Annotated in this window: 22 protein-coding genes; 13 read left to right on the forward strand and 9 right to left on the reverse strand. The window is 67.0% G+C overall.

All coding sequences use genetic code 11. The annotated features are described in order from the left end of the window. Positions 1-124: 124 nt before the first annotated feature. On the reverse strand, positions 125-538 hold the full coding sequence (locus E3T34_RS11045) for a DUF4913 domain-containing protein (RefSeq protein WP_134343008.1): 414 nt from the start codon (positions 536-538) through the stop codon (positions 125-127). Further along, positions 531-1058, reverse strand: coding sequence for a type IV secretory system conjugative DNA transfer family protein (locus E3T34_RS11050; RefSeq protein WP_241977399.1), 528 nt, complete (start codon positions 1056-1058; stop codon positions 531-533). The genes E3T34_RS11045 and E3T34_RS11050 overlap by 8 nt, the downstream gene beginning before the upstream one ends. A gap of 256 nt (positions 1059-1314) precedes the next feature. Between E3T34_RS11050 and E3T34_RS11055 the strand changes: the two genes are divergently transcribed. The 5 genes from E3T34_RS11055 to E3T34_RS11075 all read left to right on the forward strand — a co-directional run bounded on the left by E3T34_RS11055 (position 1315) and on the right by E3T34_RS11075 (position 5604). Beyond that, a complete protein-coding gene (locus tag E3T34_RS11055) occupies positions 1315-2493 on the forward strand; it encodes an AI-2E family transporter (protein WP_134343010.1) in 1179 nt (392 codons plus the stop codon). Between the two features lie 90 nt (positions 2494-2583). Beyond that, the gene (locus E3T34_RS11060) at positions 2584-3390 is read left to right on the forward strand and encodes an HAD-IA family hydrolase (protein ID WP_134343011.1); all 807 of its coding nucleotides are present in this window, start codon (positions 2584-2586) and stop codon (positions 3388-3390) included. Continuing rightward, complete coding sequence (locus E3T34_RS11065) at positions 3387-3806, forward strand: dihydroxyacetone kinase subunit L (protein WP_134343012.1); 420 nt, start codon at positions 3387-3389, stop codon at positions 3804-3806. The genes E3T34_RS11060 and E3T34_RS11065 overlap by 4 nt, the downstream gene beginning before the upstream one ends. 314 nt (positions 3807-4120) lie before the next feature. Further along, positions 4121-4390 (forward strand): 30S ribosomal protein S15, encoded by a 270-nt coding sequence (gene rpsO, locus E3T34_RS11070; protein ID WP_104101100.1) that lies wholly within the window; start codon positions 4121-4123, stop codon positions 4388-4390. A 125-nt stretch (positions 4391-4515) separates the two neighbouring features. After that, a complete protein-coding gene (locus E3T34_RS11075; protein WP_104169525.1) occupies positions 4516-5604 on the forward strand; it encodes an LLM class flavin-dependent oxidoreductase in 1089 nt (362 codons plus the stop codon). 290 nt (positions 5605-5894) lie between these two features. On the opposite strand, the gene E3T34_RS11080 is transcribed toward E3T34_RS11075, so the two are convergent. From E3T34_RS11080 to E3T34_RS11090, 3 genes are all read right to left on the reverse strand, one after another. After that, positions 5895-6083, reverse strand: coding sequence for a DUF1508 domain-containing protein (locus E3T34_RS11080; protein ID WP_104101102.1), 189 nt, complete (start codon positions 6081-6083; stop codon positions 5895-5897). Between the two features lie 88 nt (positions 6084-6171). Continuing rightward, positions 6172-6483 carry an AzlD domain-containing protein gene (locus E3T34_RS11085; RefSeq protein WP_134343013.1) on the reverse strand — a complete coding sequence of 104 codons (312 nt, stop codon included), beginning with the start codon at positions 6481-6483 and terminating at the stop codon, positions 6172-6174. Further along, the gene (locus E3T34_RS11090) at positions 6480-7241 is read right to left on the reverse strand and encodes an AzlC family ABC transporter permease (protein WP_104101104.1); all 762 of its coding nucleotides are present in this window, start codon (positions 7239-7241) and stop codon (positions 6480-6482) included. Before E3T34_RS11090 ends, E3T34_RS11085 begins: the two co-directional genes overlap by 4 nt. A 108-nt stretch (positions 7242-7349) precedes the next feature. Here E3T34_RS11090 and E3T34_RS11095 point away from each other — a divergent pair, with 108 nt between their 5' ends. Both E3T34_RS11095 and E3T34_RS11100 read left to right on the forward strand, forming a co-directional pair. Continuing rightward, positions 7350-8885, forward strand: a complete 1536-nt coding sequence (locus E3T34_RS11095) for an amino acid permease (RefSeq protein WP_104101105.1) — start codon at positions 7350-7352, stop codon at positions 8883-8885. A gap of 65 nt (positions 8886-8950) precedes the next feature. Beyond that, entirely contained in the window at positions 8951-9412 is a 462-nt protein-coding gene (locus tag E3T34_RS11100; RefSeq protein ID WP_104101106.1) for a VanZ family protein, read from the forward strand. Here the strand turns inward: E3T34_RS11100 and E3T34_RS11105 are convergent. From E3T34_RS11105 to E3T34_RS11120, 4 genes are read right to left on the reverse strand one after another with little or no spacing between them, the layout of a single operon-like run. Further along, positions 9400-11121 (reverse strand): alpha-glucosidase, encoded by a 1722-nt coding sequence (locus E3T34_RS11105; RefSeq protein ID WP_166785890.1) that lies wholly within the window; start codon positions 11119-11121, stop codon positions 9400-9402. The genes E3T34_RS11100 and E3T34_RS11105 overlap by 13 nt on opposite strands. After that, positions 11118-12026, reverse strand: a complete 909-nt coding sequence (locus tag E3T34_RS11110) for a carbohydrate ABC transporter permease (RefSeq protein WP_134343014.1) — start codon at positions 12024-12026, stop codon at positions 11118-11120. The genes E3T34_RS11105 and E3T34_RS11110 overlap by 4 nt, the downstream gene beginning before the upstream one ends. Further along, positions 12026-12961 carry a carbohydrate ABC transporter permease gene (locus E3T34_RS11115; protein ID WP_134343015.1) on the reverse strand — a complete coding sequence of 312 codons (936 nt, stop codon included), beginning with the start codon at positions 12959-12961 and terminating at the stop codon, positions 12026-12028. Before E3T34_RS11115 ends, E3T34_RS11110 begins: the two co-directional genes overlap by 1 nt. A 3-nt stretch (positions 12962-12964) precedes the next feature. Further along, complete coding sequence (locus E3T34_RS11120) at positions 12965-14224, reverse strand: ABC transporter substrate-binding protein (RefSeq protein WP_134343016.1); 1260 nt, start codon at positions 14222-14224, stop codon at positions 12965-12967. 217 nt (positions 14225-14441) lie between these two features. On the opposite strand from E3T34_RS11120, the gene E3T34_RS11125 reads away from it, so the two are divergent. The 6 genes from E3T34_RS11125 to E3T34_RS11150 all read left to right on the forward strand — a co-directional run bounded on the left by E3T34_RS11125 (position 14442) and on the right by E3T34_RS11150 (position 21823). Beyond that, positions 14442-15614 carry an ROK family transcriptional regulator gene (locus tag E3T34_RS11125; RefSeq protein WP_233191414.1) on the forward strand — a complete coding sequence of 391 codons (1173 nt, stop codon included), beginning with the start codon at positions 14442-14444 and terminating at the stop codon, positions 15612-15614. Between the two features lie 44 nt (positions 15615-15658). Beyond that, the gene (locus tag E3T34_RS11130; RefSeq protein ID WP_104101112.1) at positions 15659-16765 is read left to right on the forward strand and encodes an LLM class flavin-dependent oxidoreductase; all 1107 of its coding nucleotides are present in this window, start codon (positions 15659-15661) and stop codon (positions 16763-16765) included. Positions 16766-16788: 23 nt separating this feature from the next. Further along, positions 16789-17763 carry a dihydroorotate dehydrogenase gene (locus E3T34_RS11135; protein ID WP_134343017.1) on the forward strand — a complete coding sequence of 325 codons (975 nt, stop codon included), beginning with the start codon at positions 16789-16791 and terminating at the stop codon, positions 17761-17763. Further along, positions 17763-18740 carry a dihydroorotate oxidase electron transfer subunit gene (locus E3T34_RS11140; RefSeq protein ID WP_198412282.1) on the forward strand — a complete coding sequence of 326 codons (978 nt, stop codon included), beginning with the start codon at positions 17763-17765 and terminating at the stop codon, positions 18738-18740. Before E3T34_RS11135 ends, E3T34_RS11140 begins: the two co-directional genes overlap by 1 nt. A 257-nt stretch (positions 18741-18997) precedes the next feature. Then, on the forward strand, positions 18998-21271 hold the full coding sequence (locus tag E3T34_RS11145) for a polyribonucleotide nucleotidyltransferase (RefSeq protein WP_134343018.1): 2274 nt from the start codon (positions 18998-19000) through the stop codon (positions 21269-21271). A gap of 216 nt (positions 21272-21487) precedes the next feature. After that, positions 21488-21823, forward strand: a complete 336-nt coding sequence (locus tag E3T34_RS11150) for a metalloregulator ArsR/SmtB family transcription factor (protein ID WP_134343019.1) — start codon at positions 21488-21490, stop codon at positions 21821-21823. Positions 21824-21878: the final 55 nt, after the last annotated feature.

A 21878-nucleotide genomic window follows, 5' to 3' on the forward strand; every position in this document is an offset into this window, starting at 1 on the left:
ACTTGATCGGTCTTTCCAAGAATCACGCGGTGGCCGCCTTACATCGGTGCAACACGCCCATCAGGGCCGGGGGTTACACCACGCTATTGGACGCAACCCCAACGGATTCCTCCGTGAGGGCCCTCTACAGCTCCACATCGTCCGGTGGCATCGACGTCGGCACGATTCCGGCAGCTTGGTCTTTGCGTCGGTAGAGGTGTCCTTGGTCGGGGTCGCAGTCGCGGAATGGCCCGTTGCCTTTGCCTTTGTCGAAGATGACGGCGGCGTGGCGGTCCCAGTGGTTGATCCACCAGAACGAAACGGCGCCGGCGTCGCCGTCCATAACGCTGGCGTCAGCTTGCATGCTGGCCTGCCAGAGGGCCTTGAACCGGGCGACGATCTCAGGGTGTAGCCACCATTGGGTGCAGCACGGTGTTGGTTTGGTGCCGACGACCTCGACGGTGGCGAGGTGACCGATCAGCAAATCAAGAAACATTTGGCGAACGTCGACCGCGTCCTCTTTAGCGTTGGTCGAGTCGTAGTCGTCGTACTCAGCCATGGGCTGCAACCTCCGCTGCAGTGGTGTTGTCGGGCACCGGGGCCGGCGTGGGGTTCGGCGTCCTGGTCGGGGTGCGGTTGATGGCGGTGGTGAGGGTCTTGTCGCGGAACCAGGGGACGGTGTTGACCATGACGGGTCGGCATTTGGAGCTGAAGACGATGGCGCGCCATTCGGGGAGGGAGCCGAGGGCGGCGATGTCAAGGGTGTTGACCTTGCGGGTGTTGGTGGAGGTGGATTGGTGGCCGTCTTTGCCGGTGGAGCTGCCGTAGTTGATTTCGTCGTGTTCGCCGATGAGGGCGGTCAGCGAGCGGAGGAAGTCGTCGTCGCCGGGACCACCGCCGAACACGCGGGTGGCGACGGCGTCCCAGAGGGTCTGCCACTCGTCTTTCCCGAACGCGTCGATCGCTTGGGCGCGGGATTGGAAGTAGGAGTTGAGGATGATGCCCATCGACCCGTAGAACGAATACACCGAGGGCAGTTCGGGCCAGCGGACGATGTTCGCGCACTCGTTGAGCTCCATCACCAGCGGGACCGGGAGCCGGCCGCCGTTTTGCTGCGCGGCGGTTTCGGCGGTTGTGCAGATGGCGCGGATGAGGGCGACGAATTCGACGGAAATTCTGCCCGCAACGCCCCGGAAACCCGGGAAAGAGCGCTCTCCTGGCAGAATCTCCGTCGAATTCGTTCGACGCCGGGCCGGGGTTCCGCCCGAATCGGTAAGGAGGCACTCGGCCGGGCAGCCGTTTACCGATGCTGCAACAGGTGCCTATGGTGTCAGCATGCGCGCCGACGACCCATCATCCCCGTCCCTGCAGACCCTACTGACCAGCCGGCTCGGCCGGTGGGCCATCCGCTCCACCCAGATCATCGTCGTGGTCGTGCTGACCGCCGGCGCCGTCTACGCTCTGGTGCAGGTGCAACTCGTGGTGATCCCCGTTCTCGTGGCGCTCATCCTGGCATCGGCGCTGGCACCGCTGGTCGGCTGGCTGCGCACGCGCGGCTTCCCGGTCATTCTCGCGACCTGGATCACCCTGTTGGCAGGGGCACTCATCCTCGGCGGCATCGTCACGCTCATCGTCTTCGCGGTGCGCAACCAGTGGGGTGCGCTGGTGGTGGCGGCCGGCGACGGGCTCGACGAACTACAGGGGCTGCTGGTCGAGGGCCCGATCGCGCTCGACTCGGAGCAGTTCAACGCGGTGCGTGATGCGATCGTGGGCTTCGTCACGAGCGCACAGTTCGGCACGGGGGCGCTCGCCGGGGTGTCCGCCGCGGTGGAGCTGGTCACCGGAGCCCTGCTCGTGCTGGTGATCCTGTTCTTTTTCCTCAAGGACGGCGGCCAGATCTGGGACTTCTTCCTACGTTTCCTGCACGGCGAGAGCCTCGAGCGCGCCCACCGGATCGGCGACGTCACCCCGACGGTTCTCGGCCAGTACGTGCGGGGAACGGCGATCATCGCCCTCTTCGACTCCGTTCTGATCGGCGTCGGGCTGGCCATCCTGCAAGTTCCGCTGGCCCTGCCGCTGGCTGTGATCGTGTTCCTCACGGCGTTCATCCCGCTGATCGGGGCGACCATCGCGGGCATCCTGGCTGCCCTCGTGGCGTTGGTGGCCAATGGGCCGCTCGTGGCGCTGATCGTTGTGGCCATCGTGATCGTGGTCAACCAGATCGAGGGTGACCTGCTCAACCCGGTGGTGATGGCGGGGGCGTTGAAACTGCATCCGCTGGTGATCCTCGTCGCTTTGACCGTGGGCACCATCCTCGGCGGTATCGCCGGGGCCGTTCTGGCGGTCCCGCTCGTCGCCGTGGGCTGGGCGATGATCAAGGTTTGGGACAGGCCGGATCAGTCGATCACCCAGCGGGCGAAGTTCTCCATCCGGCACTGGCCTCAGCCGGCGAAGCCCGCCGAGGCCGCCCCATTGTCGGCTCGGGGTGGCGAGCCTACGATAGACGGCATCTGACCGGGGAGGCACAGGTGGCGATTTCACCGCTGAAAGCAGCCATCGACCGAGCCTTCGCCGCCATCGGCAACGCGAGGAAGGCCTGAGGCGATGCCCGCTCTCATCTTCGACTGCGACGGCGTGCTGGCCGACACCGAACGCGACGGCCACCTGCCGGCCTTCAACCAGACCTTCGAGGAATTCTCGGTGCCCGTGCAGTGGAGCGACTCCGATTACGTCCAGAAGGTGGCGATCGGGGGAGGAAAAGAACGGATGCGCAGCATCCTCACCCCGGAGGTGGCCAGCGTGCTCGGTCTGCCGGCGGACGACCCCGCGGCCCTCGACTCGGCCGTCGCCGGCTGGCACCGGCGCAAGAGCGCGATCTACACCGAGCGGGTGGCGAGCGGCGCGTTGACGGCCCGCCCGGGCATCCGTCGACTCGTCGTACAAGCCGCGGGCGCCGGCTGGATCCTCGCCGTGGCCTCCACCTCGGCCGAGGAATCCGTGCGCGCCGTGCTCACGCAAACAATCGGGCCCGAGCTGGCCGCGCAGTTCCGGGTCTTCGCCGGCGACATCGTGGACCGGAAGAAGCCGGCCCCGGACATCTACCTGCATGCCCTGCGGGAACTCGGGATCGACGCCGCCGACGCCGTGGTCGTCGAGGACAGTGCGAACGGCCTCCGGTCGGCGCTCGCCGCGGGCCTCCGCACCGTGATCACGATCAGCGGTTACACCGCGGACGAAGATTTCACCGGGGCGGCCCTGGTGGTGTCGTCGCTTGGGGACCCCGGCGGCCCCACCACCGTGACGCTGCGCGACCCGCTGGGTCTGGAGCCGGAATTCTTCGTCGACCTGTCCGATTTCGCCACCATCCTCAGTGCCCCCGACCGCCCGGCCCCCGATCTGGAGAGCCGATGACCCGCTCAGCCCTGTTCGACACCGAATTCGTGGCGATGCTCCGGGCCGCCACCGAGGGGATCAAGGCCCGCGGCAAGTCCGACCTGGGAGACAAGACCCTGCTCGACGCCCTCGTGTCGGCCACGGATACGCTCGAAGCCGAGGTGGCCGCCGGCCGTGACCCGGAAACCCTCCTCGCCCGGATGTCCCTGGTTGCGCGGGCGAGCGCGGACGCCACGAGCATGCTGCAGGCCCGTCGCGGCCGGGCCAGCTACACCGGAGAACGTAGCATCGGTTCGCCCGATCCCGGAGCCCGAAGCAGTTCGTGCCGGACATGCACCAGGGGATCGCCGCCGCGAACCTCGACACGCGTGGATGGGCGTGGGCATCCATGGCGAACCGGGCCGACGCCGCGCGAAGCTGACCACCGCGAATGAGATGACCGACGAGATGCGCGACGCGGTCGTCGGGGACCTGCCGGACGTGTCGGGGACCGGGTGGCCCTGATGATCAACGGCCTCGGCGGCACCCTCTCAGTGAGCTCTACATCCGGTTCGGGAGGGCGCACGAGCAGCTGGTCAGCGCCCCGGCCGAGATCGCAGCCCGCATCTTCTGGCCGTTGCTCCTGCTGCTCCAGCCGACCTCTCGGACTCTGCTAAACTCGAACGGTTGCCGTTTGACGGCCGCGGATCAAGAGAGCCCAGGCATTCGGCCCCGGGCACCGCGCAGTGAGAGAAAGGGGATCCCATCTATGGCACTCGAAGCTAATGCAAAGAAGGCGATCATCGAAAAGTACGCTACCCACCCAGGCGACACCGGGTCCCCCGAAGTTCAGATTGCAATGCTCACGCAGCGCATCCTGGACCTCACGGAGCACCTGAAAGAGCACAAGCACGACCACCACTCGCGTCGTGGTCTGCTCCTCATGGTTGGTCAGCGCCGTCGCCTGCTCGGTTACCTGTCGGATGTCGACATCACTCGGTACCGCACACTGATCGGCAGCCTCGGACTGCGCCGCTAAGGCACTTTTCGAAGACACCGCGATCTTCTTACACGCGGGCCGTCACCTTCCGGGTGGCGGCCCGTTTGTGTGTCCGGAGCGGGGAACCGGGAATATCTCCGGGCCCGGCGCGGTTTCCCCCACCGATGTCTACCTCCGCGCTAAGCCTCTCCGTGCTCGATCTGATCCCCGTCCGCACCTCGCAAAGCTCCGCTGAGGCGATCGCGGCAGCCGTGCACCTCGCCCAGAGCGCGGACCGGCTCGGCTACACCCGATACTGGGTCGCGGAGCACCACAACATGCAGGCGGTCGCGTCGACGAACCCGCCCGTGCTGATCGGTATCCTCGCGGCGCAGACCGAACGCATCCGGGTCGGCTCCGGGGGCGTCATGCTGCCCAACCACTCTCCGCTCGTGATCGCCGAGCAGTTCGGCATCCTCGAGGCGGCCTTCCCCGGGCGCATTGACCTCGGGCTGGGCCGTGCGCCCGGCAGCGACCCGATGATCACCGCACTGCTGCGCTCGAGCGGAGCAGTGAGCGAGGTCGACGCGTTTCCGCGCAACATCGCCGACATCGCGGCGCTGCTGCACCCCGACGGGGCCTCGCTCAGCCTCACCTCCGGTCAGGACTACACCCTGCACGCGACTCCCGCCGCCACCGGGATGCCCGAAATCTGGCTGCTTGGCTCCAGCGACTACTCGGCCCGGCTCGCCGCCCGGCAGGGCATGCCCTACGTGTTCGCCAACCACTTCGCCGGCGACGGCACCACAGCGGCCCTCGAGCTGTACCGACGCGGGTTCACCCCCAGCGAGACCCTCGACGCCCCCCGCACCATCCTCACCCTGAACGTGTCGGTCGCCGAGACCCGGGTCGAGGCCCTCGCCCTCGCCCTGCCGCAGATGCAGCAGATGGCGCGCCTGAGATCGGGCCTGCCGCTCGGCCCGCTCGCGACGGTCGAAGAGGCCGCCGCCGCACCGATGGCGCCGGCGCTGCTCCAGATGATCGAACGGATGGCCGCGGCCTGGATCATCGACGAGCCCGGCGCCGCGGCCGCGCGCATCCGTGCCCTCGCGGCGAAGTTCGGGGTCGACGAGGTCATGCTGCAGCCGATCGCCTCCGCTCACACGGGCGCCGACGCGGCGACCTCACCCGGGCGTGCGCGCACGCTGGAACTGCTCGCCGCCGAGCTTTTCACCGGAGAGCAACTCGCGGCCGAGGAACTCGCGGCGGTCTAGACGAGTGAACCCTCACAGCCGTGAACGGGATGGCGTCGAGGACTGGGGGTTCGGGGGCGGTTGCCGCGGTGCAGTGACTCCGTCCGGAACGAATTCGACGGAGATTGTGGCCGTATCGGCCCCGAATACTCCGATAAAGCCGTTTTACGGCAGAATCTCCGTCGAATTGGTTCGACGCCGCACACGGTGCTCCGCCGGATGACCAGCGTCCACACGGCGCAGTCAGCTTCGACTCTCCGGGAGCCACAGGACCAACCGACGGTGACTCACTCGGCAGAACCGAGATTCATTCAGGCGTCCGGTTCCGTCATGTCGACCACGTGCGACTTGACGTGGGCCTTCAGTGCCTCGATGCCCTTGAGGGCCTCTGCCTTGGAGTGATAGCTTTCGGAGGTCGCGATCACTTCGCCGTTGTTGGCCTTCAGCCGAAACTGGTATCCGCCGGATCGTTCCGCGTAGAGCTCATATTTCCCGGACATCACACACTCTTTTCTTCATCATCGAAAAACGTCGACGGACGCATTGCCGTTGGAAAAACCCTACCGCCCCCGTTGGCGCGCGAGACCCTCAACCCAGACCGAGCAGCCGGAGCCCGGCGGCCGCTGCCGCGCCCGCGATGACCACCGCCAGGAACGGGGCCTTGAACCAGAGCGCAATCGCCGCTACGACGAGCGCCCCGAGCCGTGCGTCGACGACGAGCTCCTGGCCGGTGGCCACGGTGTTCGCGACCGTCAGGGAAGTCAGCAGGCCGATCGTGAGGACGCCGGCGACGCGGGCGATGCGCGCGTTGGTGACCCACTTCTGCGGCACGAGATAGCCGAACAACTTCGTGAGGAACGCCGCCGCGCAGGCCACGAGGATCCAGAACCAGACGCTCATCGGGGAGCCTGCGCATCCGTCGAACCGGGTGCATCGGGTGGACCGGGATAGGGGTCGACGTCGGGCTCGAGACCCTCGCCCGCCGGCCCGTGCCGAAAACCGAACCAGCCGATGGCACCGGCGACGACAGCCGCCACGAGGATGGGCACGCCCGGCGAAACGAGCGGCACGGTCAGTACGGTGGCCAGCGCGCAGACCGCGGCGATCGCCCCGGCCTCCTTCGACCGCAGCCGCGGCCAGAGCAGCCCGAGGAACGCCGCGACCGCCGCGCCGTCGAGGCCCCACTGTTTCGGGTCGCCCACGGCGTCGCCCGCGAGAGCCCCGATCAGGGTGAATACGTTCCACAACACGAAGATGCCGAGACCGGCGACCCAGAACCCCCGCTTCTGCTCGACGAGCACGGTCTGCCCGGTGCTCGTGGCAAGCGATTCGTCGATGGTGACCTGGGCGGCGGCGAAGCGGCGCCAGCCACGAGGGTGCAGCAGGGCGTTCAACTGCATCCCGTAGACCGCGTTACGGATGCCGAGGAGCGCCGCCGCGCCGGCGGCTGCCGCACCGCTGCCGCCGCCGGCGATCACCCCAATGAACGCGAACTGGGAGCCCCCGGAGAACAGGAGCAGACTCAGCGCCGAGGTCTGCCAGATGTCGAGCCCCGACGACACCGACAGGGCGCCGAACGAGATGCCGTAGAGGCCGGTGGCCACCGCGATCGACAGGCCGACCCTGGCCCCGGGGGAGTGGCGGAGGGTGGTGGGCACCGCTCAATGCTAGGGGGTGCGGCCCCCGGGTCTGCGGGGTCCGGGGTCGGGGAAGCCCCGCGGGGGCCTAGCATTGACCGATACCCAACGGAACGGAAGCACCCAGTTATGAGCGTCTGGCGCACCAAGAGCATTGAGGCCTCCATGGCCGACTCCCTCGAGAAGGGGCACAGCCTCAAGCGCACGCTGGGCACCTGGGACCTCATGATCATGGGCGTCGCGGTTGCCGTCGGTGCCGGGATCTTCTCGGTCGGTGCGAAGGCGGCCGGCAGCTACGCCGGGCCATCCGTCACCCTGGCGTTCCTCCTCGCCGCGGTCACCTGCGCGCTCGCCATCATGTGTTACGCGGAGTTCGCCTCGGCGGTTCCCGTGGCCGGCTCGGCGTACACCTTCACCTATGCGACCCTCGGCGAGCTGCTCGCCTGGATCATCGGCTGGGACCTGATCCTCGAGATGCTGACCGCCGCGGCCGTGATCGCCAAGTATTGGGGCATCTACCTGAGTGAGGTCTTCGAACTCTGGAACTGGGATGTCCCGGCCACGATCGCGGTCTTCGGACTGCAGGTCAGCTGGGGCGCGTTCGTGATCGTCGCAATCTTCACCACCCTCCTGGTGCTGGGCACCAAGCTGTCGGCGCGCGTCGCCAGCATCTTCACCATTCTCAAGGTGGCGATCGTGGTGTTCGTGATCGTCGTGGGTGCCTTCTTCATCAACCCGAAGAACTACACGCCGTTCATCCCCGAGGCCGTGCCCTCCGCGGGCGGCGACGGCGACGTCTGGATGCAGTCCCTTTTCTCGTTCATGACCGGCGCCCAGCCGGCCCAGTACGGACTGTTCGGTCTGCTCGCCGGCGCCTCGTTGGTCTTCTTCGCGTTCATCGGCTTCGACGTGGTCGCCACCAGCGCCGAAGAGGTCAAGAACCCGCAGACGACCCTGCCGCGCGGCATCTTCGCCGGTCTGGCCATCGTCACGGTGCTGTACCTCGGCGTCAGCCTCGTGCTCACCGGCATGGTGCCGTACACCGTTCTCGCCGACGACCCCAATGCCTCACTCGCGACGGCGTTCGTCTCGGTCGGCGCCGGCTGGGCTGCCCAGGTCATCTCGGTCGGCATTCTGGTGGGGCTCACCACCGTGATCATGGTGCTGCTCCTCGGCCTCTCCCGCGTGCTCTTCGCCATGAGCCGCGACGGCCTGCTGCCGCGCGGCCTGAGTGTCACCTCGTCCAAGCGCGGCACCCCCGCCCGGGTGCAGATCATCTCCGGCGCCGCGGTCGCCCTGATCGCCGGGTTCACCGATGTGGGCGTGCTCGAGGAAATGATCAACATCGGCACGCTGTCGGCCTTCGTGCTGGTCAGCATCGCCGTGGTCGTGCTGCGCAAGAAGCGCCCCGACCTGCCCCGGGCCTTCAAGGTGCCCTTCTCGCCCTTCCTGCCGATCCTGTCGGCCGCGCTCTGCTTCTGGCTGATGCTCAACCTCACGACGCTCACCTGGGTGCGCTTCGCGGTCTGGCTCGCGATCGGCATCGCGGTGTATTTCCTCTACGGCCGCCGTCACTCCGTCGTCGGTATCGAGGCCAAGCGCGTCTTCGACGAAACCCTCCGCGACGAGGTCATCGCCGAGGAGAAGGCAGCGCTGGGCAAGTAGCGCGCTTTCGCGATCGGGGGCCGTCACTGGGGTGACCCCCAGCATCCATCGGGAAGGATGGAGCCATGCTGCACCGCCATCCCGTCCTGTCCCTGGTCACGCTCGCCTATCTGGCGTTCGTGGGCTGGGTGACGCTCGGGCCGCAGCCGCTCGACAGTGGGAACAACGAGCTGCTGCTCCGGGCGCTCCGATTCTTCAATCGGCACGACTCCACCGACTGGATCACCTACGGGCGGGTCGAATTCGCGGCCAACATCGCCATGTTCATCCCGATCGGCGTGTTTCTGCTGCTCCTGCTCGGACGCCGGTTCTGGTGGCTGGCGATCGTCGTGGCCGTCCTACTCACCGGCTCGATCGAGTTCACGCAGCAGTTCCTGCCGACCCGGGTCCCGGATGTGCGCGATCTGGTCGCGAACGGGAGCGGCGCCGTGCTCGGTGTCATCGTCGGCCTCGTCCTTACAGCGTTTAAACTGGTGCGCCGTGAGGAGCCCCGGTCGAGGCGGGTTGCGCCGACCTACAGCCGGTAGAGGCGCGCCTCCCAGGGGCGCAGCACCGGATTCGAGGACGGTGCGGCGGCATCCGTTGTGGCCGGATAGTTGGCCAGAATCAGATCGGCGCCGGAGACGTCCATCGGAAGCAGGTCGGTGAATGGGGCATCGGATGCGTTCGCGACGACGAGCAGCGTCTCCTCACCCCGGCTGCGAGTGAAGGCGTAGAGCGCGTCGTGGTCGGGTTCGAGCAGGGTGAAATCGCCGAGGGCGACCACCTCGCTCTCATGCCGCAGCGCAATCAGGCGCTGGTAGAAGCGGAACACACTCCGCTCGCTCGCGAGGTCGGCGGCCACGTTCACCGTGACGCTGTTCGGGTTCACGGCCAGCCACGGCGTGCCGGTGCTGAAACCGGCCTGCGGCGAGGCATCCCACTGCATGGGCGTGCGCGCGTTGTCGCGGCCCATGGTCTGCACTCCGGCGAGCACGGTGCCGGGGTCCAGGTCGAACTCTTCCACGGCCTCGCGGTAGTGATTGAGGGATTCGAGGTCACGGTAGTCGTCGATGGAGTCGAACCGCACGTTGGTCATGCCGATCTCCTCGCCCTGGTAGATGTAGGGCGTTCCGCGGTGCAGGTGCAACACCAGGGCCCACAGAGTTGCCGACTCGTAGCGCAAGGAGGTGTCATTGCCGAAGCGCGACACCAATCGGGGCTGGTCGTGGTTGTTCAGGTAGAGGCTGTTCCAGCCGGTCTCGGCCAGACCCTCCTGCCAGCGTGACAGGCTCTTCTTCAGCGCCGTCAGGCTGCGAGGCAGCACCTCGAACTTGTGCTCGCCCTGGTCGAGGCCCACATGCTCGAACTGGAAGATCATGTCAACCTCGCGCCGGGCCGGGTCGGTGAACAGCAGGGCGTCGTCGGTGCTCACGCCCGGCATCTCGCCGACGGTGAGGTGCCGCCCTCCGCGGCCGTCGAAGACCTCGCGGTGCATCTCCTGCAGAAACTCATGGATCTGCGCCCCCATCGGCGAGCCGCCGCCGGTGGCCGGGGCCGGTCCGTCGATCAGCTCGACCTGCTTGGCGATGAAGTTGATCACGTCCATCCGGAAGCCGTCGACGCCGCGGTCCAGCCACCAGTTCATCATCGCGTAGACGGCCTGGCGCACCTCGGGGTTCTCCCAGTTGAGGTCCGGCTGCTGCTTGGCGAACAGGTGCAGGTAGTACTCATCGGTGGCGGGATCGAGCGACCAGGCCGGGCCGCTGAAGGCGCTGCCCCAGCCGTTCGGCGGGCCACCGTCGGCCTGGGGCTTGCGCCACCAGTACCAGTCGCGCTTCGGGTTCGTCAGCGACGAGCGTGATTCCCGGAACCAGGCGTGCTCGTCGCTGGTGTGGTTCACCACCAGGTCCATCACGATCTTGATGCCGCGCTCGTGGGCCTCGACCAGCAGCAGGTCGAACTCCGCCAGGCTGCCGAAGACCGGTTCGATGTCCTGGTAGTCGCTGATGTCGTAGCCGTTGTCATGTTGCGGCGACGGGTAGACCGGAGAGAGCCAGACCGCGTCAACGCCGAGCTCGGCGAGGTAGTCGAGCTTCGAACGGATGCCGCCGAGGTCGCCGATCCCGTCGCCGTCCGAGTCCGCGAAGCTGCGCGGATACACGTGGTAGACGACGGCGCTGGTCCACCAGGAGGCGCCGGTCGCGGGGGTGGTCGCGGGGGCGGTCATCCCGGACGTTGGTGCGGGTATCGTCATTTGATCGATCCTCTCATCACGCCGGAGATAACCCAGCGCTGGGCAAAAATGTACACAATCAGCAGCGGGGCCATGGCCATCAGGTATGAGGCGAACGCGGCCGAGTAGTTGGTGTTGAACTGGCCCTGGAACACGAATTGGGAGAGTTGCAGGGTGCGTGCCGCCGGGTCGGAGAGAACGACGAGAGGCAGGATGAAGTCATTCCACGCCCAGACACAGGTGAGGATGCCGACGGTCGCGTTCATCGGGGTCAACAAGGGGAAGATGATCTGCCAGTAAACCCGCCAGGTGGTCGCCCCGTCGGTGTAGGCCGCCTCCTCCAGCTCGATCGGGATCGATTTGATGAACGCGACGTAAATGAAGACGTTGAGCGAGAGCCCGAACACCGCGTAGAGCAAGATCAACCCGACCTGGTTGTCCAGACCGAACAGGGCCGTCTCTTTCACGACTGGGAGCATGATGATCGGGAACGGGATGAAAATGGCGGACAGCAGGTAGAAGTAGACGCCCGTGAAGAACGGCTTGTGCAGGTTGCGGGCGATCGCGTACGCCACGAGCGAGTTCGTCAGCAGGGTGAGGATGACGGCGCCGACGGTGATCAGGGCTGTGTTCATCAGCGCCTGCGGGAATTTGGTCAGCGTCCAGGCGTCGGCGAAGTTCTCCCAGTGGACGCTGGTGGGGAGCGCGAACCCGGTGCCGCCGAGCTGGTCGGGGGTCTTCAGCGCGGTGATCACGGCGAAGTAGAGCGGCACCAGCACGGTGATCGCGCAGACCGCGATCAGCATGGTGGCCCACCAGTTGATCCGGGTGCGGTTGTCTTTGATGCGCCGGACACCGCGCGAGTCACGGGCCGCCCGGGGGGATGCGGGTTCGACCGTGGCGGGGGAGTCGATGGTGATAGCCATTAGAAGTCGGCCTCCGTGCGCTGAAGAACTCGGAACTGCAGGAACGAGACGAGCATGATCACGATGACGAACAGCACCGCGTTGGCGGACTGGTAGGCGAACTCGCCGCCTTGGAAACCGCCCCGGAAGATGAGCAGGGTGATCGATTCGGTCGAGGTGCCCGGCCCGCCGGCGGTGAGGGCGACGATGTGGTCGAAGGTCTGCAGGAACCCCTTCAGGCTCAGCACCATGTTGATGGTGAAAAAGGCGCTGATCATGGGGAACGTGATCGACCGGAATTGCCGTCCCGGCGTGGCCCCGTCGATGGCGGATGCCTCGTAGAGTTCGCGAGGGATCGTCTGCAGACCGGCCAGGTAGAGGATGATCGCGAACGCGCAGGCCTGCCAGACCGCGAGGGCGACGATGGCCGTCCACGCCCAGTCCGGGTTGGTGAGGATGTTGTCACGGAACACCGGGACGTTCGACAGGATCCGGGGGAGCGAATTGGCGAAGAAATACTGGAAGACGTAACCGACGACAAGGATCGCCAGCACGTAGGGGATGAAGAAGATGCCGCGAAAGGTGGACTGGAACGCGATCTTCGCGTTGAGTCCGACCGCGATGGCCAGCGAGATCACGTTGGTGAGGATGGTGGCGACGATGGCGAAGCCGAAGGTGAAGCCATAGGCCTTCAGTACCCGGTCGTCCTGGAACAGGGCGATGAAGTTGCCGAACCCGACGAAGTCCCACGAGCCGAAGCCTGCGTAGTTGGTGAAGGAGAAGAAGATGCCGATGAGTACCGGGACGGTGTGCAGCAGCGCGAAGACGGCGACCGCGGGGACGACCATCCAGTAGAAGGCGCGCGGGGTGGCGCCGACGCGTCGCCGCGCCGCGCTCGGCCGCGACGCTCGGGGCGTCTGCTCCGGCCGGGGCCGGGTCAGGACGGAAGTAACCATCAGTTAGTCTCCGCTTCGTGTCGAGGTGGTGCGTGACGCGAACTTGCGCCATTCGTTGTCGAGGGTCGCCAGCGCTTTCGCGCTGTTCTCGTCGGTCAGGAACTGCTGCACGATGAGCCCGAGCGGGATGCTCGCCGGGATCTGGTGATCGACGAAACCGGTGATCCGGCCGGCCTGGAAGTACGGTTGCAGTTCCGCCAGGGCCGGGTTGGTGTTCTCGGCTGCGTCCCGGGCCGTCGAGAACATGTTCTGTGAGGCTGCGAAGGAGTTCTGCACATCCTCCTGAAAGAGGAAGTCCACGAAAAGTCGGGCTTCGGCGAGGCGCGGTGTGTCGCGGCCGATGGCAATGGCCACGTCGACACCGGAGACGAGCTCGATGTCGGCCGGGTCATCCGTCACAGGGTAGGGGAAACCGCCGACGCTGATGTCGGGGTTGTTGGCCAGGATCGGGCTGAGGGCCCAGATCCCCTGCATCAGCATGGCCGATTCGCCGTTCGCGAAAGCCAGGTTGCCGTCTTCGTACGTGCGGCCGAGGTAGCCGTCCTGCGCGTAGGAATACAGCGTCTGCAGCTTCTCGAACGTCTCGTCGTAGTTCTTCGCGAACGAGACGGCCGAGTCGGGACCCACCTCCTCACCCTCCGCGCGGAGATCGGGGAAGAAATCGTCGCCGCCGAGTTGGGCGCCGATACCGTTCAGGGAGGATTGCACTGTCCATGCGTCGGCCGCGGTGCCGTAGAACGGGGCGATACCGGCCGCCTGGAGCGTGTCGCAGGCGGCGATCAACTCGTCCCAGGTGGTGGGAATCTCGATGCCCTGCGCGGCGAAGATGTCACGGTTGTAGAGAACGCCGTTGCCGTTGTTCGCGAAGCCGAGGGCATTCACCTCGTTCTGGTAGGAGCCGAGGGCCCCGACGATGTCCTGAACGGCCGGGTTGATCCGGTCGAGAACGGGGTCGCCACTGAAGTCGTGGAAGACACCGGCCCGCGCCAGCTGGCCGAAGTTCCCCGATCCGTTCAGACTGATCACATCGGGCACCTTGTTCTTGACCAGTAGGGTGCGGATGGCGGTGTCCGCATCGGGGACGGCGTTCTGGGTTACCCGGATGCCGGGGTTCTCTGCCTCAAAATCGGCGATGATGCCGTCGAAGTCCGCGATGGCCTCGGACTTGAACTGGAAGAAATCGAGGGTGACGACGTCGTTCTGACCCGGGGCGCAGCCGCTGAGGGCGCCGATCCCGAGCGTACCGGCCAGGAGGAGTGCCATGGGTCGCCGGAGCGTCCGCAACCTCCTCGACCGGTGGCGTCGCCGGGCGGGTGTCTGGTACGTCGTCGTATCCGTCATTGCGGGGCTCCTTAGGCCGTCATGTCGCTGCATGAATCTTTCTACGGCAAAAAGAATAGGACGTCAATTCGGGAAATTTGCCGCTCTCGCGAGATGAAAAGTCCGCTCGGGCCAGAGTATTCATGCCACTATGGAATAAATGGCACCTCAGGGGGCGGATATGACCACGGATGCGGCGTCGACAGTGAGCGAGACCTCCCGGGAACTCGCGCGAGCCGTGCTCATCCACGGCCCGATCTCCCGCAGCGACCTCGGCCGTCGCCTGGGACTGTCACCGGCCAGCCTGACGCGGTTGAGCAAGCCGTTCCTCGATTGTGGCCTGTTCGTCGAGGGCAGCGAAGACCGCGACGGAACCGTCGGGCGCCCGGCCCGGCCCTTGGACGTCCGGGTGGATGCCAGTCGGTTCGTCGGGGTGAAACTCACCGGCGACGACGTCTTCGCGGTGCTCACCGACCTGCGGGCCAACGAGGTGGGCTCGGCCCGGCGGGTGCTCGCCGATCACACTGTCGAGCACGTTGTGGCCCGAATCGACGAGGTCGTGCGCGAGCTCGGCGGCCCGGATGGGCTGTCGGCGCTCGGCGTCTGCGTGGGTGGGCATGTCACCGGCGCCCGGGTCGTGACCCGGGCGCCGTTCCTGGGCTGGCACGACGTGGACCTGGCCACGCGGCTCGAGCGACTGCTCGGAATTCCGGTCACGATCGAGAACGATGTCGTCGCGCTCACCTCCGCCGAGCAGTGGTTCGGAGCGGTCCGGGGTGTCCCGACCTTCGCGGTTCTGACCATCGGCGTCGGCGTCGGCTACGGACTGGTCGTCAACGACCAGGTGATCGTGACGGCCGACAGCGGCCTGGGCCTCGGTGGGCACATCCCGCTCGACCCGAACGGGCCGCTCTGCCCGGAAGGACACCGCGGCTGCTCGCAGGCAATGCTCACGAGCCAGAGTGTTTCTGCCCAGGTCAGCGTGGCCCTCGGCCGGGAGGTCGACTACGACGAGGTGCTCCGGCTCGCGGTGGAGGGGAACCGGGCTGCGGCATCCGTCGTCACCGCCACCGGTCGCGGACTGGGCCGATTGATCGCGGTGATCGCCAATATCGGGATGCTCGACACGATCGTGCTCTCCGGCGAGGGGATGCCACTGTGGGCGCTGGCATCCGAGGAGGTCATCGCCGCTGCCCGAGCCGACCGCGACCCGGATGCGACACCGCTGACAATCGTCGTTGACGACAGCGGGGTCTCCTCCTGGGCCCGCGGGGCCGCGGCTGTTGCCATCCAGCGCTCGCTCGGCCGATTGGCCGCTGCCGCCAGCGAATAGAATCGTCCATGCGCGCTGCGCGCCGCGCGAGTGGGAGGCTGCACATGCAATTCGGGATCTTCACCGTCGGTGACCTCACGGTCAACCCCACGACGGGCCACACCCCCACCGAGCACGAGCGCATCACGGCCATGGTCGCCATCGCCGAGAAGGCCGAAGAGGTCGGTCTCGACGTCTTCGCCGCCGGTGAGCACCACAACCCGCCCTTCGTGCCCTCGTCGCCGACGACGCTGCTCGGCTACATCGCCGCGAAGACCGAGCGCATCATCCTCTCCACGGCCACGACATTGATCACGACGAACGACCCGGTCAAGATCGCCGAAGACTTCGCCATGCTCCAGCACCTCTCCGGTGGGCGGGTCGACCTGATGCTCGGTCGCGGCAACACCGGCCCGGTCTACCCGTGGTTCGGCCAGGACGTGCGCCAGGGCATCCCGCTGGCGCTGGAGAACTACGCGCTGCTGCGCCGGTTGTGGCGCGAGGACGTCGTGGACTGGGAGGGCCAGTTCCGCACCCCGCTGCAGGGGTTCCAGTCGACGCCGCGCCCGCTCGACGGGGTGCCGCCGTTCGTCTGGCACGCCAGCATTCGCAGCCCGGAGATCGCCGAGCAGGCCGCGTTCTACGGTGACGGCTTCTTCGCCAACAACATCTTTTGGCCCAGGGAGCACTACCTCAAGCTGATCGGGCTCTACCGGGCCCGGTTCGAGCACTACGGCCACGGTCGAGCCGACCAGGCCATCGTGGGCCTCGGCGGGCAGGTCTTCATGCGCACGAACTCGCAGGACGCCGTCGACGAATTCCGGCCCTACTTCGACAACGCCCCGGTCTACGGCCACGGCCCGAGCCTCGAGGAGTTCACCGAGCAGACGCCGCTGACCGTCGGCAGCCCGCAGCAGATCATCGACCGCTACGCCGGCATGCGCGACTACTTCGGCGACTACCAGCGTCAGCTCTTCCTGATCGACCACGCCGGACTGCCGTTGAAAACCGTGCTCGATCAGCTCGACATCCTCGGCGGCGAGGTGGTGCCCGTGCTCCGCACGGAGCTGGCCGTGAACCGGCCCGCTCACGTTCCCGACGCACCTACGCACGCCTCGCTGAAGGCCGACGCCGCGATAAGTCTGCTCGCGGCATCCGTCGCCCGCCCGTGACCTCTCCCGCGGAAGCAGACACCATGACCATCGCGCCGCCTCAGCCATCAATGGATGCGCGCCGCGCCTTCTTCGACGCCCGTCCCGCCGCCTCCGTGGCGGTCGACCTCTCCGTGCGAATCGGCAGCCTCACCCTCGCCAACCCGGTCATGCCGGCCTCGGGCTGCTTCGGGCCTTCGCTCGGACGCTTGATCCCGGTCGCCGAGCTTGGCGCCGTGGTCACCAAGACCGTGTTCGGCACCCCGCGCGGCGGCAACGCGGCGCACCGGCTGACCGAGCTCCGGGCCGGGATGGTCAACAGTGTCGGCATCCCGAGCCGCGGGGCCGCCGGCTACCTGGCGTCGCAACACCCGCTCTACCTGGCGCTCGGCGTGCCCGTGATCGTCAGCGTCGGCGGCCACCGTTCGGGCGAGTACGCCCCCGTCGTGCGGGGCCTGCGGGGCGCGGGCGACGCCTACGAGCTCAACGTGTCCTGTCCGAACCTCGACCGCCACGGCACCGACATCGGCTCCGATCCCGACGCCATCGGGAAGGTCGTGCATGCTGTGCGCCTGGAGACCGACAAGCCCCTGATCGTCAAGCTGCCGGTGCTCGTCTCTTCGATCGCGGACTGTGCCCAGGCCGCTGAGGCGGCCGGCGCCGACGCCGTCTGCGTGGCCAACTCGATCCCGGCGCTGCCGCTCACGGCTGCTACGCGGAGCCCCATTCTCGGCAACGTGATCGGCGGTCTGTCCGGCCCGAATATCCGCCCGGTCGTGCTGCGGTTGGTCTGGTTGGCCTCCCGAGCGGTCGACATCCCGGTGATCGCCTGCGGCGGGATCGAAACCGCCGACGACGCCCTCGACTACTTCTCGGTCGGCGCCCACGCCGTGCAGGTCGGCACGGCCAGCTTCGGACGCCCGTTCGCCATGGTCGAAATCGTTCGCGCCCTGCAGGAGCGCTGCGAGGGCGTCGCCGCGGCCGACATCACCGGACTGATCGAATTGTGGAGGGCCTGATGACCGTTACGACCGCCCTCGGGGACCTCGCCGCCCTGCGCCGCCAGCAGGCGTTCGCCGCGGCCGACGAGGCCGCGCTGGACGGCCTCATCGCGGTGCGACCGCCCGAGCGGATGCCTCGGCCCGACCCGGTCTGGGACGACGCCCGCGTTCTCGTGCACGAGGTCGTGGGAGAGCGGTACCGCCGGCTCGTACTGGCCACCGACACCATTGCGACGACCGCCCTCGCCGGACAGTTCCTGATGATCACCGTGCCCCCCACAGGCGGGGAGCGCATCCTGCTCCCACGCCCGATGGCCATCCACCGCCGCCACCCCGACCAGGGCACCGTGGAGGTCATCTACGGCTCGGCCGGCCGCGGCACCACCGCGCTCACCGACGTACTCGTGGGCGAGAGCCTCCTGGTCACCGGCCCGCTGGGCCGCGGCTTCGAGTTCCCGGATGCCGCCCTCCCGACTGAGACTGGTCCAGAGGCGCCCCGCATGGCCCTGATGATCGGCCGCGGTGTCGGCGTCTGCGCCATCATGGGCTCGGTCGAAGACGCCGCCCGGCTCGGCATCGCCGCCACGGTCGTGCTCAGCGGGAGGTCGCCGGCCAATCTGATCGGCCTGGCCGACTGCGCCGAGCTGGGCGCCACGGTCATCCCCGTCACCGACGACGACGGCTCGAGCGCGCTGCCGGCGCTCGGCGAACGGCTGCGCGGGCTTTTCGCCTGGGCTCCGCCCGACGTCATCCTGGCCTGCGGCGCCGGAGTTCTCGCCCGCCTCGCCGCCGATCTCGGCGCCGAGTGGGGCGCGCCGGTGCAGGTCTCGCTGGAGGCTCACATGGCCTGCGGCCTCGGCTACTGCCACGGATGCGCCGCGCCCGTCGCCACGGATCCCGCCGTCGAGGGGCCGCTGGTCTGCGTCGACGGCCCGGTGTTCGACGCCGTGCTGCCGGACCGGGGCGCGGTCGGGCGCGAGAAACCAGCAGGCTGAACGTCTTCTGTTAGGCTTGAGGAGGTTAATCCTTGGATTGGCCACGCAGAATCACGCTCAGTACGGAGCAGACCGGCAGCGCGCTGGTCCTCGGTGGTGGTTTCCCAACTTGCCGGCAACATCCGCAGTTGGTGAATTTCTACTGGTGGCCAGCTCTCGCACCCTTCTTCTCCGCGTCCAGCTCGCGCGCCATACGGGCAACCGAGTCTTCATCGCCAGAATGGCGAGAAGCAAAAACCAAAGGAGAGAACCCCCATATGGAGGGTCCAGAAATCACGTTCGCCGAAACCGTTATCGATAACGGCAAGTACGGCACACGCACCATCCGTTTCGAAACCGGGCGTCTCGCCCAGCAGGCGCAGGGCTCTGCCGCCGCCTACATCGACGAAGAGACCATGCTTCTCTCCGCCACGAGCGCCAGCAAGCAGCCGAAGGAGAACTTCGACTTCTTCCCCCTTACCATTGACGTCGAAGAGCGCATGTACGCTGCCGGACGCATCCCGGGCAGCTTCTTCCGTCGCGAAGGTCGCCCGTCGACCGAGGCCATCCTCACCTGCCGTCTGATCGACCGGCCGCTGCGCCCGTCCTTCGTCGACGGACTCCGCAACGAGATCCAGGTTGTCGTCACCGTTCTGGCCATCGCGCCGGATGAGTACTACGACGTGCTCGCGATCAACGCGGCCTCGATGTCGACCCAGCTCGCCGGCCTCCCCTTCTCGGGCCCGATCGGTGGCGTTCGCGTCGCCCTCATCCCCGACGAGAACGGCTCCGGCCAGTGGGTTGCCTTCCCGAAGCACTCGCAGATCGTCGACGCCGTGTTCAGCATGGTCGTCGCCGGTCGCGTGGTGACCGACGCCAACGGCGCGCAGGACGTCGCGATCATGATGATCGAGGCCGAAGCCACCGACAACGCCTGGGATCTCATCAAGGGCGGCGCCATCAAGCCGAACGAAGAGGTCATCGCCGAGGGCATCGAAGCCTCGAAGCCCTTCATCAAGCAGCTCATCGAGGCGCAGCAGAAGGTTGCCGCCTCGGCCGCCAAGCCGACCGGCGCCTACCCGGTGTTCCCGTCCTACCAGCCGGCCACCTACGACGCCGTCGCCGCTCTCGCGTACGACCAGTTGAAGGCCGTCTATCAGATCGCCGACAAGATCGAGCGCCAGAATGCGGATGACGCGCTCAAGGCATCCGTCAAGGAGGCCATCGCGGCCAAGGTCGCCGCCGGCGAACTCGACGCCAGCGCGAACAACCAGGTTTCCGCCGCGTACAAGTCGGTCACCAAGCTCGTCGTGCGCTCGCGCGTTCTCAACGAGGGCATCCGCATCGACGGCCGTGGGCTCGCGGACATCCGCCCGCTCGACGCCGAGGTTGCCATCATCCCGCGCGTGCACGGTTCCGCGATCTTCCAGCGCGGCGAGACCCAGATTCTGGGTGTCACCACGCTGAACATGCTCAAGCTCGAGCAGACGATCGACTCCTTGAGCCCGGTCACCAAGAAGCGCTATATGCACAACTACAATTTCCCGCCCTACTCGACCGGTGAAACCGGCCGCGTCGGAACGCCGAAGCGCCGCGAGATCGGCCACGGAGCGCTCGCTGAGCGTGCCCTGGTCCCCGTGCTGCCGACGCGTGAGGAATTCCCCTACGCCATCCGTCAGGTCTCCGAGGCGCTCAGCTCCAACGGATCCACCTCGATGGGTTCCGTCTGTGCCTCGACCCTGTCACTGCTCAACGCCGGTGTGCCGCTGCGCGCACCTGTCGCCGGCATCGCCATGGGCCTCATCTCCGACACCGTTGACGGCAAGACCCGCTACGCGGCTCTCACCGACATCCTCGGCGCCGAAGATGCCCTCGGCGACATGGACTTCAAGGTCGCCGGCACGAGCGAGTTCGTCACCGCGATCCAGCTCGACACGAAGCTCGACGGCATCCCGGCATCCGTTCTCGCCGGCGCGCTCACCCAGGCCAAGGACGCTCGCGCGACCATCCTGGCCGTGCTGAACGCCGCCATCGACCGTCCCGACGAGATGGCACCGACCGCGCCCCGCGTGATCAGCGTCCAGATCCCGGTCGACAAGATCGGCGAGCTGATCGGCCCGAAGGGCAAGATGATCAACTCGATCCAGGACCAGACCGGTGCCGACATCTCCATCGAGGAAGACGGTACGGTGTACATCGGCGCCGTTGATGGACCGTCGGCCGAGGCCGCTCGCGCCATGGTCAACGCCGTCGCGAACCCGACCAACCCGGAGATCGGCGAGCAGTTCCTCGGAACCGTCGTCAAGATCGCCGCGTTCGGCGCATTCGTCTCCCTGCTTCCCGGCAAGGACGGCCTGCTGCACATCAGTGAGGTGCGCAAGCTCGCCGGTGGCAAGCGGGTTGAGAACGTCGAAGACGTGCTCGGCGTGGGCCAGAAGGTCCTCGTGGAGATCACCAAGATTGACGACCGTGGCAAGCTCTCGCTCGCCCCGGTCCTCGATGAGTCGGCCAAGGCCGGCACCGAGGACGCACCGGTTCCGACCGAGGCGTAGTCCGCTAGATCTACCGACAACCTCTCGCCAGGTTAGTCGGCTAGACGGAAAGCCCGTCCTGCTCCGGCAGGGCGGGCTTTTTGCATCCCGCGGTGGTCGAGTGCCCGCCCGATGTCGCGCGTGTTCCCGATCCGGCGGCCGATCCCGTTCCCCGCGGCTCATGACCAGCACCTATTTGAAAGTATTACAGGTTAGCGATATGATCAGACTGTGTCGATGACCGGACTACCCATGGCCCAATTGAAGTCTGACCTCTTCAAGGCTCTCGGGCATCCGTTGCGGGTGCAGGTTCTGGAGCAGTTGGCCGGCGGGGAACGCTCCGTCGGCAGCCTGGCCGAGGTGCTCGGGGCGGAACTGTCGAACCTGTCCCAGCAGCTGGGGGTCCTGCGCCGCGCCGGCGTTGTCGCCACCCGACGAGAGGGCAACACCATCTTCTACGGTCTGCGGGACCCGGGTGTCGCCGAGCTCCTGGCCATCTCCAAACGGATGCTGGTGTCCAGCCTTGAAGACTCCCACGCCCTGCTCCGCACCATCGAGCAGGACTTGCAGTAGCCCGAGCCCTAGGCCTGCTCCGTCCCGGACGAATTGGTTCGACACCGGGCTATAG

The sequence above is a fragment of the Cryobacterium sp. TMT1-62 genome, assembly GCF_004403145.1.
Taxonomy (GTDB): Bacteria; Actinomycetota; Actinomycetes; order Actinomycetales; family Microbacteriaceae; genus Cryobacterium; species Cryobacterium sandaracinum.